We start from the raw sequence: 12,918 nt of genomic DNA, 5'->3' as shown, positions 1-12,918 counted from the left end.
GGGCGCGCGCCATCGGTCATATTTCTATATTTTCTGTGCCAACTCTACGCCGTTGCACCTTCGGTCCTGGGGGTGTTTGCCAGCGGCTTGCCAAGGCTGCGCACCACATCGCGCACCATCTGCACGCGGTCCTTTACCTCGGGCAGGGCGCGTTCGATGCGCAGCTTGTCGTTGCCAGCCAGCTTGATGGCCTTGTTCTTCTGGATCAGGCCGATGATGGTCATCGGGTCGATGGGCGGGTTGGGGTGGAAGCTGATGCTGATCACACCCGGCGCCGCATCGACCTTCTGCACGCCAAACGGCTCGCACAGCACCCGCAGGCGGTGTACGTCGATGAGCGTCTGCGCCTGCGCCGGCAGCTTGCCGAAGCGGTCGACGATTTCTTCGAGCAGGCCGTCGATCTGGTCGGCCGTCTTGGCGGTTGCCAGCTTCTTGTAGAACGACAGGCGCAGGTGCACATCGCCGCAGTAGTCGTTGGGCAGCAGGGCCGGGGCGTGCAGGTTGATGTCGGTGGTGGCCGCCATCGGCGAGAGCAGATCGGGCTCCTTGCCGTTTTTCAGGCTGCGCACGGCTTCGGACAGCATCTCGTTGTACAGCTGGTAGCCGATCTCCATCATGTTGCCGCTCTGGTTGTCGCCCAGCACTTCGCCCGCGCCCCGGATTTCCAGGTCGTGCATGGCGAGGTAGAAGCCGCTGCCCAGTTCTTCCATCTGCTGAATGGCTTCGAGCCGCTGCGCCGCCTGCTTGGTCAGGCCTTCCATGTCCGGCACCATCAGGTAGGCGTAGGCCTGGTGATAGCTGCGGCCTACGCGGCCACGCAACTGGTGCAACTGGGCCAGGCCAAACTTGTCGGCACGGCTGATGATGATGGTGTTGGCGCTGGGCACGTCGATGCCGGTCTCGATGATGGTCGAGCACAGCAGGATGTTGTAGCGCTGGGCGACGAAGTCGCGCATCACGCGTTCGAGCTCGCGCTCGGGCATCTGGCCGTGGGCCACGGCGATGCGTGCTTCGGGCAGAATTTCTTCCAGCTTCTGGCGCCGGTTCTCGATGGTCTCGACCTCGTTGTGCAGAAAGTAGACCTGGCCGCCGCGCTTCAATTCGCGCAGCACGGCTTCGCGGATGACACCGGTGCCTTCGTTGCGCACAAAGGTCTTGATGGCCAGGCGCCGCTGCGGCGCCGTGGCAATGACGGACAGATCGCGCAGCCCGTCGAGCGCCATGCCCATGGTGCGCGGAATGGGGGTGGCGGTAAGCGTGAGCACGTCCACCTCGGCGCGCATGGCCTTCATGGCTTCCTTGTGGCGCACGCCGAAACGATGCTCTTCGTCGATGATGAGCAGGCCCAGGTTCTTGAACTGGGTCTTCTCCGACAGGAGCTTGTGCGTACCCACCACGATGTCGACCGTGCCGTCATCCAGCCCTTTGATGGTGGCATTGACTTCCTTGCCTGAGCGGAAGCGCGACACCAGCGCCACCTTGATCGGCCACTTGGAAAAACGGTCTACCAGCGTCTGGTAGTGCTGCTCGGCCAGCAAGGTGGTGGGCGCCAACAGTGCGACCTGCTTGCCGCCGGTCACTGCGACAAAGGCTGCGCGCAGCGCAACCTCGGTCTTGCCAAAGCCCACATCGCCGCACACCAGCCGGTCCATGGGGCGGGGCGAGATCATGTCCTGAATCACCGCGTGGATGGCAGCGCGCTGGTCGGCGGTTTCATCAAAGCCGAAGTCGTTGGCGAACTGCTCATAGTCCTGCGGGCTATAGCGGAAGGCGTGGCCCTCGCGCGCGGCGCGGCGGGCGTAGATGTTGAGCAGCTCGGCGGCCGTGTCGCGCACCTGTTCTGCGGCCTTGCGCCGGGCTTTTTCCCACTGGCCGCTGCCCAGTTTGTGCAATGGAGCTTCGTCTGCCGATACTCCGGTGTAGCGGCTGATCTGCGCGAGCTGGCTTACCGGTACATACAGCACCGCCTTGTCTGCGTATTCGAGGTGCAGAAACTCCTGCAGCGCGGGCGAGCCGTCGGGGTTCTTCTGGCCCACATCCATGTTGATGAGGCCATGGTAGCGGCCAATGCCGTGCTGGGCATGGACCACCGGGTCGCCGACCTTGAGCTCCGACAGGTCCTTGATCAGCGCCTCGACATCGCTGGCCTGTTCCTGCCTGCGGCGGCGGCGTGCGCTGCCGGTGGCGGCGAACAGTTCGGTCTCGGTGACGAAGTCGATCCCTTGCTCGGCCCAGCGAAAGCCCTTGGCAAGCGCAGCAGTGGCGATGCCGATTTTCTCGTCCGTGGTCTGCTGGAACTCGGCCAGCGAATCAAAGGCTGGCGGGTTCAGGCCGCTCGCACGGAAGAAATCGAGCAGGCTCTCGCGCCTGCCATCGCTTTCCGCCAAGAGCAGCGTGCGTGCCTTGCCGGATGCAATGTGCCGCTGCAGTTTGGCAAGCGGGTCTTCGGCGCCGCGCACCACGGCCAGGTCTTCCAGTTTCTGGAAAACGGCTGCGTCCTCCACATCCTCCACCTGCGGGCGCAGCGCAAACTGGGCTGTTTCCCTGGCGGTGGTGTAGAACTGGTCTGCGGTCAGGAACAGGGTTTCAGGCGGCAGCGCCGGGCGCTCCGGGTCACCCTGCACCAGCCGGTAGCGGTCCTTGGTGTCTTGCCAGAAGCGCTGGAAAGCGGGCTCCAGATCGCCATGCAGCACCAAGGTGGCGTGCGCCCCCAGGTAATCAAACACGGTGGCGGTGCTGTCAAAGAACAGCGGCAGGTAGTATTCGATGCCGGCCGTGGCCACGCCGTTGCCCATGTCCTTGTAGATGCGGCTCTTGGTCGGGTCGCCTTCCAACAGCTCCCGCCAGCGGTTGCGAAAGCGCGCACGCGCCTCGTCATCCATGGGGAACTCGCGCCCAGGCAGCAGGCGCACGTCCTTGACCGGGTACAGGCTGCGTTGGGTATCGGGGTCGAAAGTGCGGATGGAGTCGATCTCGTCGTCAAACAGATCGACCCGGTAGGGCACGAGCGAGCCCATGGGAAACAGATCGATCAGCCCGCCCCGCACGGAGTATTCGCCATGGCTGACCACCTGCGACACATGGTTGTAGCCAGCCAGCGTGAGCTGCGCCTTGAGCTTGGCCTCGTCGAGCTTCTGCCCGGCCTGGAAGGCGAAGGTATAGCTTGCCAGGAAGGATGGCGGCGCCAGGCGGTACAGGGCCGTGGTGGCGGGGATCAGCACCACGTCCGCCTCGCCCTGGCTGATGCGCCACAGCGTGGCCAGGCGTTCGCTGATCAGATCCTGGTGCGGCGAAAAGGTGTCGTACGGCAGCGTTTCCCAATCCGGGAAAAGGGCGGTGCGCAGCTCGGGCGCAAAAAAAGCCATCTCGTCCTGCAGGCGATGCGCGTCGCTCGCATCGGCCGTGACGATGGCGGTGACACGCTTGCCCGAGGCTTCGCGTTCGGCCAGGCGCGCCAGCAGCAATGCGTCGGCGCTGCCGGGCGGCATCGGGGACTGGAAGCGTTTGCCGGCGGTGAGTTTGGGGAGATCCATGGTATCAACAACCCATCTTGGCGAATGGGTTACCTTCACAACAACTGAGCCCGCTGGTAGCGGGCTAGCAGCGGGAAGCAGAACAACAAAAGCACGGAAAGCCCAAGGGGGCCTCTGCAAACCTCGCTGCCATGGCCTGAGCGTGGTCTCGGGCGATCCGCGTCCATTCCATCCGGTGAGGGTTTTGCAGAGCCTTCCCAGGCTCCGTGCGTCAAATCAAAAGTCCGGACCATTCTAAAATAGACGCATGAACCAGTCTGTCCGCAATGATTTGATCCCTGTGGTGCCCGCAGCCGCACCTGCTGCAGCGATTCCGCAGCCAGCGCCATTGCCCGCAGACACGGGTGCGGCCACGCAGACGCTGGACGAGGCAAGCCGTGACGTGATTGCCCGGTATTGGGCTTTTCTGCCCTGCGCCGGTGTGGGCGCGCGAGCGGTGGATGCCACGCGTCCGGCCCACGTGCCCAAGCAATACCAGAAGGTGGCGGGCTGGCCCCTGGTGTTGCATACCCTGGCTGCCTTCATGGCGGTCAAGCCGCTCGCCGGCGTGCTGGTGGGTGTGAGCAGTGGTGATGATTTTCTGCAGCGCTACGCGCACGCTGGCTTTGCGATCAGCCCCTGTGGAGGGCCCACGCGTGCCGATACGGTGGCGGGCGGCCTGCGCAGCCTGCTCGATCAAGGCGCACAGCGCCATGACTGGGTTCTGGTGCACGATGCGGCGCGTTGCCTCATCAAGCCCGGCCAGATCGAGCAGCTGATGCAGGAATGTGCGGCAGATGCCGTGGGCGGCTTGCTGGCCCTGCCGTTGCCCGACACGCTCAAAGCCGCAAAAATTGACGCGCATGGACAAAGCCGTGTCAGCACGACCTTGCCGCGTGTCGACAAGTGGCTGGCGCAGACGCCGCAGATGTTCCGGATTGGCACCTTGCTGGATGCCTTGGCGCAATGCCAGGATGTAACGGACGAGGCAAGCGCCATTGAAGCCGCCGGCCTGCACCCGCGCCTGGTGGCGGGCAGCAGCTTCAATTTCAAGATCACCTATCCAGACGATTTTGCGCTGGCAGAGGCCTTGTTGACACAGCGCATGGCCGCAGGAGAAAGCCAGATTGCTATCATTTTTGGCAAGGCGGCGCGCGATGAATAAGGGCTGGAGGCTAATTGCTGAGTTGCCTGGGGCGTGCTGCAGGCAATGAGGCCTTCGAAAGCAAGCCCCACATGGGATGGGCATGCATGGAATGTTTAACTGAAACTTGAATGAAAAAGGTACGTGATGTTGGCAATGCGGATTGGTGAAGGCTGGGATATTCATGCGCTGGTACCAGGGCGCGATCTGGTGCTGGGAGGCGTCACCATTCCACATACGGCGGGCTTGCTGGGGCATTCGGATGCCGATGCCCTGCTGCATGCGATTACCGATGCGCTGGTGGGCGCTGCGGGCCTGGGTGATATCGGTACACACTTTCCGGACACGGATGAACGCTTTTGCGGCGCCAATTCGGCCGTGTTGCTGACCGAGGCCATGCGCCGCGTGGGCGAGCAGGGCTGGGTGGTGAACAACGTCGACAGCACGGTGATTGCGCAAGCCCCTAAGCTGGCGCCACACATTCCCGCCATGCGTGCCAGCATCGCCAGGGCCTTGGGTATCGACGAGGCACAGGTCAACGTCAAAGCCAAGACCGCAGAGAAAATGGGGCCGGTGGGGCAGGGTGCCGCCATGGAAGCGCGTGCCGTGGTGCTGCTGGTGCGCGCGGGTTTGTAGGGCTTTGGTGGCTGGAGGCGCTTTCCGGAAAGGCCCTGGCGGCTTGTGGATCAGGTTTGGCGGCAACTGATCCTATTGTGGGGAGCGGGGCACTTCCTTGAATGTTCTGCTCAAGCCTCGCCGCCCTCATGCCGGGCCATGAACTGCGCGCCCGTCAGGGTGCACACTTCATTGGCCAGCGCATAGTAGGCGGGCTTTTCGTCGATGTAGATCTGCTGGGTGAGCTGCAAGCCGTCTTCGTCCTGGAAAAGGCCGGCCGACAGGTAGTGCGCATTGTTCTCCACCAGGCGGTAGAACAGATGGGTGCCGCAGCGGCTGCAGAAGGCGCGCTCCGCCCATTCCGACGAGGCGTAGCGGGTGACGGGGCCGCTCACTTCCACTTCGGTTCCGCCTTCGAGACTGAAGCCCGGGCCTCCATTCCAGCGCTGGCACATGGTGCAATGGCAGACATGAACCTGGAGAAAGGTGGGCGCAGTCACATGAACGGCGCCACAGAGGCACTGGGCTTGCATGGCAGCTTCCTTGGAGAATGGGAGTGTGCCCGCATTCTAGACATGGTCGGCCGCTCGGCACAACTGTTCAAATGAGAATGACGCCCGAGTGCCGGTGCTTAAGAATGTGTTTGCGATCTCTGCGCAGCCGGGTTGGAGTGCAATCGGGATGGGTTCGATGCGTTGGGCCGCAGCTTGCACCGGGGTGGCAAGCAAGGGCCAGTGCGTAGAAGTCGCCCGATTTCACTCCAACCCGCTGTGCCTCTGTTACTGCAGGTCTCCCAGGTTGGTGGGCTGGCCGGGCAGATGGCGCTTGATCTGCGGACGTTGCAGGCGGCGCTTGGGCTCCTTGCCCTGGGGCTGGTCAGGTGCGCGGCGCAGATAGATGCTGGTGACCAGGCCGGTGCTGCCATCGGATGCATTGGCCATGGTGAGGCGTCCGCCCATGCGTTGCACGGTTTTTTCGACGATGGAAAGACCCAGGCCAGCACCCGCTGCAGCGGTGCGGGCGGTGTCGCCCCGGAAGAAGGGCTTGGTGAGGTTGGTCAGCTGGTCTGCGGATACGCCGGGGCCATGGTCGCGCATGCGGATGGTGACGGTGGTATCGCTGAACTTGACGGTGATGTCCACCCGTGTGTAGTTGGTGCCGGGCGATTTGCCATAGCGGCGCGCATTTTCCAGCACGTTGGAGAGCACGCGCGAGAGTTCGATCTCATCGGCGCTGGCCATCAGCTCTTCTGGCACGGTCATGTTGATCTGCAGCTCCTGGTGGTCCTGCACGGCGTAGACGCAGGACGACACGACGCCATAGACGTTGACGGGGGTGAGCTTGGCAGCATGATCGGGCCGCGCGTAATCCAGGAATTTGTCGATGGTGGCATCGAGTTGCACGATGTCGGCCACCATGTGCTCGCGGGCCACATCGTCGAACACGCTCATTTCGGTCTCCAGCCGCAGCCGCGCCAGCGGCGTGCGCAGGTCGTGCGAGATACCCGCCAGCATGACCGCCCGGTCCTGCTCCAGCTTGGCCAGGCGTTCGCTCATGCGGTTGAAGCCGATGTTCACTTCACGGATTTCGCTGGTGACCGCGTCTTCGTCCAGCTGCGCGGCGAAATCGCCCTCGCGCAGGCGGTTGGTGGCGCTTGACAGTTGCTTGAGCGGCCGGTTGATGAGGCCTGCGATCACGGCAGCACCCGCCAGCGACAGGGCTGCTGCCGTCAGCACCCAGATCAGCCAGGTCTTGCCGCCCGCAGGGTTGAAGCGCGAGGGCTCGATGAGGAACCAGTTCTGGTCGCCATCGATGGTAAAGCCCACCCACAGGCCTTCTTCGTGGTTGACGCTGCTGGCCACCACGGTTCCCGGGCCCAGGCGACGTGTCAGCTCCTGCGTCAGGCGCGCGCCCAGCGGCGTGGAGGTATCCATGGGCTCGTAGGTGTCCTTGGGCTCGCGCGGCACGATGCGCACGCCTTCCTGGTCGGCCATGGTCTTGACGAGGGATACGCGGGCAATCGCGTCTGAGTGCAGCAGCGCCGCTCGGCTGAGGTTGACGAGCGAGGCAATCTGCTGCGCCGTCTGAATGGCGCGTGGCTCGGTCTCCAGGGAGCGCAGGGTCTGCACCCAGGCCAGAATGCTGCCGGTCAGCAGAATGGCCAGCAGGAAGAAAGTGCGCCAGAACAGGTTGAGGCCCACGCGGGTGCGCTTGCTGGCGCGTGCTCGGGCACCGGCCGTGCCTTCCAGCGGTGTCAGGCCGGAGTGGTCTGCGTCGTGAGCGGGGTTGGATGCCATGAGGGAAATCAATTCAAAAGGGCTGTGCAGTCTTCCAGCATTGTGCGCCATGCGCAAATGGAGCAGATGACGCTGAAAATCTGGGCACCGGCAAAGAAAAACCGCCCGCAGGGGCTCTGGGGGCGGTTGGCAACTCGTTCTCTATGAAGAGCGTGATCAGTTGGCGCCGTCTGGCACGAACACATAGCCTACGCCCCACACGGTCTGGATGTAGCGCGGCGCTGCGGGGTCGACTTCGACCAGCTTGCGCAGCCGCGAGACCTGCACGTCCAGGCTGCGGTCAAAGGGTTCGAACTCACGGCCACGTGCCAGCAGGGCCAGCTTTTCGCGCGACAGCGGCTGGCGGGGGTGGCGTACCAGGGTCTTGAGCATGGCGAATTCGCCCGTGGTCAGGGGTAGCTCTTCGCCATCCTTGGTCAGCACCCGGGTGCTCATGTCAAATGTGAAGGGGCCGAAGTTGACCACTTCGTTTTCGCCGGAAGGCGCACCAGGCGCTTCCTGGGGTGGGCGACGGCGCAACACGGCGTGGATACGGGCCAGCAGTTCACGCGGGTTGAAAGGCTTGCCGATGTAGTCATCTGCGCCCACTTCCAGGCCAACGATGCGGTCCACGTCTTCGCCCTTGGCGGTCAGCATGATGATGGGGGTGCGGTCGTTGCTGGCGCGCAGGCGGCGGCAGATCGACAGGCCGTCTTCACCGGGCATCATCAGATCCAGCACGATCAGATCGACGGTTTCGCGCAGCAGGATGCGCTGCAGGCCCTTGCCGTCTTCGGCAATCATGACCTCGAAACCTTCATGCGACAGGTAGCGGCGCAGCAGGTCGCGGATACGGGCGTCGTCATCCACGACCAGAATTTTGTCTACACGGTTGGTTGCAGTCACCATGGGTGATTTCCTCCAGCTGATTTGTAACTTTTACATTTTGACCTCTTTTTCAGAAAAAAGGCGTTTTTGGACCAAAATTTGACGCTAAGTTACAAAATTTGCGTTACATATGCATGGCTGGAAAGGCTATCAAGTTCTCAATTTCCGTTTTCTATCTCTATTTTTCGTGAAATTTCATTAATTTTTTTAGATTGCTATGGGTCTGTGAAAAATGTTTCATTGGTTATGCAATTAAAGCATTACATGAAAAGGGTGAAAAAAACGGCGCAATGCGCGCCGTTGGTGTGCAGGATTGAAACCGTTTTTATTGGGCCACCCAGCCGCCGTCCATGTTCCAGGCGACGCCGCGCACATTGTTGGCAGCGGGGGAGCAGAAGAACACCGCAAGCTCGCCCAGTTCTTCCGGGGTGGTGAACTGCATCGAAGGCTCTTTCTCTCCCAGCAGCAGCTTTTTGGCTTCTTCGTTGCTGATCTTGAGTTGTTCGGCTTTGGCGTCTACCTGCTTTTGTACCAGGGGGGTCAGCACCCAGCCGGGGCAGATGGCGTTACAGGTGATGCCCGAGGCTGCGTTTTCCAGTGCAGTCACCTTGGTCAGGCCCACAATGCCGTGCTTGGCCGCCACGTAGGCCGATTTACCGGCAGAACCCACCAGGCCGTGCACCGAGGCCACATTGATGATGCGGCCCCAGCCGCTTTTTTGCATGGCAGGCAGTGCGAGCCGGCTGGTGTGGAAGGCGCTTGTCAGGTTGATGGCGATGACGGCGTCCCAGCGTTCCACAGGAAAATCCTGCACATTGGCCACATGCTGGATACCAGCGTTGTTGACCAGAATGTCCACCTGGCCAAACTCCTGCGCGGCGTAGGCAAACATGGCTTCGATGTCTGCGGCCTTGCTCATGTCGGCGCCATGGTAGCCAATGCGAGCGCCAGACCCGGCCGTGGCGTCGCGTACTTCGGCCTTCGGGCCTTCGGCGTCGCCAAAGCCATTGAGGATGGTGTGGGCGCCCTGGCGCGCCAGTGCCTTCGCAATTCCCAGGCCGATGCCGCTTGTCGATCCGGTGACCAGCGCGGTTTTACCTTTCAGCATTCAGTATCTCCAGTTACTATTGGTTCATTCCCACCGGCCATCCTAAACCAAATGCAAGGGTGGCCTGCCACTTGGAAAACCATGCTTGAACAACCACGCTTGCAATATGTCACCTGTGCGGTCGCTGGCAATACGGAGGCAGGGCGGAGCAATGCCACCCACCGCATGGCCTATTGGGAATGGAACCATACCGGCGATCTGCGGCATCCGCATGTCATCGTCTGCGTGCATGGGCTCACGCGGCAGGGGCGCGATTTTGATGCACTGGCCAGCCAACTGGCGCTGCATGCGCGGGTGATCTGCCCTGATGTGGTAGGGCGGGGCTACAGCGACTGGCTCGACAATCCCCAGGGCTACCAGGTGCCCTTGTATGTGGCCGATATGCTGGCGCTGCTGCAGCAGGTGCACAAGGCGGCACCCATTGGCAGTCTCGATTGGGTTGGCACGAGTATGGGTGGCCTGATCGGCATGGGGCTGGCGGGAGAAAAAAGCATTCAGCCGGTGCTGCCTGTGCCGATCCGGCGCCTGGTGTTGAACGATGTGGGGCCGGTTATCGAGCCGGCATCGCTCGTCCGTATCGGTGGCTATGTCGGAAAGAACATGGTATATGCCAGCGAAGCGCAGGCGGTGGAGGCGCTGTGGCAACTGTCCCGGGGTTTTGGTCCGCATACGCCGGATGAGTGGCTCGCGCTGTCGCGTCCGATGCTTCGGCCTGAAAGCGGCTTGGCAGTGCGCCTGCATTACGACCCGGCCATTGGTGAGCCCATGCGGGCCATGACACCGGAGATGGCAGCCGCAGGCGAGCAGCTCCTCTGGCAACTGTATGACAGCATTGGTGCCGATACCTTGGTGCTGCGTGGTGCAGAATCGGACTTGCTTTCTGCCAAAACAGCCCAATCTATGGCGGAACGCGGGCCCAGAGCCCGCGTCATTGAATTTGCGGGGGTCGGCCATGCGCCCACCCTGGTATCTTTTGATCAAGTAGCTGCGGTGCTGGCCTTTTTGTGCGGTTCGTAGTGCATTCCTGGCGGGGGAGTGCAAGAGTGTGGTGACAACATGAAAAGTTTGACGGCAGTCGCTCAGCCTGCGCCCGGCGCAGAACATCTTCCGGCAGAGCCGGTTTCTCCTCTGGTGGCTGCAACCGCCCATGCACTGCCTGCACAGGACGATGTGCTGGCCCGGGCACGCTCCTTCGCGTTGCCCCTGATTGCCGAGGAAACCCTGGATACGGGTGAAAACGCGTTGCAGCACGCCGATGCGGTGGCAGCCATCCTCAAGCACATTGGGGGCTCCGAAGCGATGCAGGCCGCAGCCTACCTGGTGCACGCCAGCGAACAGCTGAACAAGCCGCGCGAAGTCATTGGCAAGGTGTTTGGCGAAAGCTATGCATCGCTGGCAGTCGAGACCGTTGCGCTGATGAAGGTGCAGGCTCAGGCACGCCAGGCCGATGCCGGCCATCTGGTGGACGACCCTGCCACCCAGACCGAGAACATCCGCAAGATGCTGTTGGCGTTTTCGCGCGACCTGCGGGTGGTGATGCTGCGGCTCACCTCACGCCTGCAGACCCTGCGCTGGTACGCCGCCAGCAAAAGGCCGGTGTCGCCGGCCATTGCGCGCGAGAGCCTGCAGGTGTTTGCGCCACTGGCCAACCGGCTGGGCATCTGGCAGATCAAATGGGAGCTGGAAGACCTGTCCTTCCGCTTTCTGGAGCCCGACACCTACAAGAAGATAGCAAAGCTGCTGGACGAGACCCGTGTGGAGCGAGAGCTGTACATGGTGACCCTGCGCGAGCGGCTCGAATCGGCGCTGCGTTCCCACAGCATCAGCGCCACCGTGGCGGGCAGGCCCAAGCACATCTACAGCATCATCAAGAAGATGCGAGGCAAGTCGCTGGATTTCGAGCAATTGTTTGACATCCGCGCTTTGCGTGTGGTGGTGCCCACGGTGAAAGATTGCTACGCAGCCTTGTCGTTTGTGCACGAAACATTCGCGCCCATCGAGTCTGAATTCGACGACTACATTGCCAAGCCCAAGCCCAACGGCTACCAATCGCTGCACACCGTGGTGCGCGATGACAATGGCAAGGCCATTGAAATCCAGATCCGCACCCAGGCCATGCATGACCATGCCGAAAATGGCGTGGCAGCGCACTGGGCCTACAAGGAAGCCGGGGCCAAGGGCTATGCGGGTGTCACTGCCAGCAGTGATTACGACGCCAAGATTGCCGTGCTGCGCCAGCTGCTGGCATGGCGCAAGGATCTGGTCGGGCAGACGCAGGACAGTGGTCTGTTTGATGACCATATCTACGTGCTGACTCCGGACGCAGCTGTGATTGAGCTGCCCCAGGGTGCCACCCCGGTCGATTTCGCCTACTCCGTCCACACCGAGCTGGGCCACCGCTGCCGCGGTGCCAAGGTCGATGGGCAGATGGTGCCACTCAACACCGCGCTGCAGAACGGCCAGACGGTGGAAGTGGTTGCTGTCAAGGAAGGGCGGCCGTCGCGTGACTGGCTCAATGCCGAGCTGGGTTACCTGGTCAGCTCGCGCGCCAAGGCAAAGGTGCGCGCCTGGTTCAATGCACAGATCACCCACGAGAACGTGAGCCGGGGTCGCGAACTGGTGGAAAAACTGCTGCAGAGGGAGGGCAAGACGTCTCTCAAGCACGATGACCTGGCGGAGCAACTGGGCTTCAAGACTGCCGAGGCGTTGTTCGAGGTGGTTGGCAAAGACGAGCTATCGCTGCGTGCCATCGAAAACATACTGCGCCCGCCTGAACCACAAGCACCGCAGGACGAATTACTGCTCAACCGCCCGCGCAAGGCGAGCGATGGCTCTGGCAAGGGCGGGGTGTTGGTGGTGGGTGTTGATTCACTGATGACCCAGCTGGCCAAATGCTGCAAGCCCGCGCCTCCGGATGTGATTGGCGGTTTTGTCACCCGGGGCAAGGGTGTGAGCGTGCACCGCTGCGACTGCAGCAATTTCCGGGAGATGCGCGCGCGCAATCCGGAGCGCGTGATCGAAGTCGAGTGGGGCTATGGTGGACGCCAGGCGGCCAGCGAAGCCGTGTATCCCGTGGATGTGGCGGTGGAGGCGCACGACCGCCAGGGCCTGCTGCGCGATATTTCCGAAGTCTTTGCCAGGGACAAGACGAATGTGATCGGCGTGCAGACCCAGTCTGTCAAAGGAACGGCATGGATGACTTTCACCGTGGAGATTTCGGATTCGGGCCGGCTGGCCAAGGTGCTGGCTGCAGTAGCCACGGTTTCCGGCGTGCGTTCGGCGCGGCGGCGGTAACCTCGGGTGTGTCCGGCCGCTAAAAACGCAGATTTTGGAAAAAGTAGCCATGTTTACCAGAACGCTGAATTTTTCGGTCTA

Annotated in this window: 9 protein-coding genes; 4 read left to right on the top strand and 5 right to left on the bottom strand. The window is 62.2% G+C overall.

Going from position 1 to position 12,918, the window contains the following annotated elements:
• Positions 1-44: 44 nt before the first annotated feature.
• A complete protein-coding gene (gene mfd, locus LAD35_RS15320; RefSeq protein ID WP_224149863.1) occupies positions 45-3,533 on the bottom strand; it encodes a transcription-repair coupling factor in 3,489 nt (1,162 codons plus the stop codon).
• Positions 3,534-3,780: 247 nt separating this feature from the next.
• Here mfd and LAD35_RS15315 point away from each other — a divergent pair, with 247 nt between their 5' ends.
• Both LAD35_RS15315 and ispF read left to right on the top strand, forming a co-directional pair.
• On the top strand, positions 3,781-4,677 hold the full coding sequence (locus tag LAD35_RS15315) for an IspD/TarI family cytidylyltransferase (RefSeq protein WP_224149862.1): 897 nt from the start codon (positions 3,781-3,783) through the stop codon (positions 4,675-4,677).
• 135 nt (positions 4,678-4,812) lie between these two features.
• Complete coding sequence (ispF, locus tag LAD35_RS15310; protein WP_377780137.1) at positions 4,813-5,292, top strand: 2-C-methyl-D-erythritol 2,4-cyclodiphosphate synthase; 480 nt, start codon at positions 4,813-4,815, stop codon at positions 5,290-5,292.
• Positions 5,293-5,402: 110 nt separating this feature from the next.
• Here ispF and LAD35_RS15305 read toward each other — a convergent pair whose 3' ends face one another.
• The 4 genes from LAD35_RS15305 to LAD35_RS15290 all read right to left on the bottom strand — a co-directional run bounded on the left by LAD35_RS15305 (position 5,403) and on the right by LAD35_RS15290 (position 9,543).
• Entirely contained in the window at positions 5,403-5,804 is a 402-nt protein-coding gene (locus LAD35_RS15305; protein WP_224149860.1) for a GFA family protein, read from the bottom strand.
• Positions 5,805-6,050: 246 nt separating this feature from the next.
• Entirely contained in the window at positions 6,051-7,568 is a 1,518-nt protein-coding gene (locus LAD35_RS15300) for a sensor histidine kinase (RefSeq protein ID WP_224149859.1), read from the bottom strand.
• Positions 7,569-7,724: 156 nt separating this feature from the next.
• Positions 7,725-8,456: an osmolarity response regulator transcription factor OmpR gene (ompR, locus tag LAD35_RS15295; RefSeq protein ID WP_021027409.1), complete on the bottom strand. Its 732-nt coding sequence runs from the start codon at positions 8,454-8,456 to the stop codon at positions 7,725-7,727.
• 304 nt (positions 8,457-8,760) lie between these two features.
• Positions 8,761-9,543, bottom strand: coding sequence for a 3-hydroxybutyrate dehydrogenase (locus tag LAD35_RS15290; RefSeq protein WP_224149858.1), 783 nt, complete (start codon positions 9,541-9,543; stop codon positions 8,761-8,763).
• 81 nt (positions 9,544-9,624) lie between these two features.
• Here LAD35_RS15290 and LAD35_RS15285 point away from each other — a divergent pair, with 81 nt between their 5' ends.
• Together LAD35_RS15285 and LAD35_RS15280 are read left to right on the top strand one after the other, a co-directional pair.
• On the top strand, positions 9,625-10,560 hold the full coding sequence (locus LAD35_RS15285) for an alpha/beta fold hydrolase (RefSeq protein WP_224149857.1): 936 nt from the start codon (positions 9,625-9,627) through the stop codon (positions 10,558-10,560).
• 39 nt (positions 10,561-10,599) lie between these two features.
• On the top strand, positions 10,600-12,837 hold the full coding sequence (locus LAD35_RS15280; RefSeq protein WP_224149856.1) for a RelA/SpoT family protein: 2,238 nt from the start codon (positions 10,600-10,602) through the stop codon (positions 12,835-12,837).
• Positions 12,838-12,918 lie beyond the last annotated feature (81 nt).

The sequence above is a fragment of the Comamonas odontotermitis genome (assembly GCF_020080045.1).
GTDB classification, from domain to species: Bacteria; Pseudomonadota; Gammaproteobacteria; order Burkholderiales; family Burkholderiaceae_C; genus Comamonas; species Comamonas odontotermitis.
This window is presented reverse-complemented; position numbering and strand designations above follow the sequence as displayed.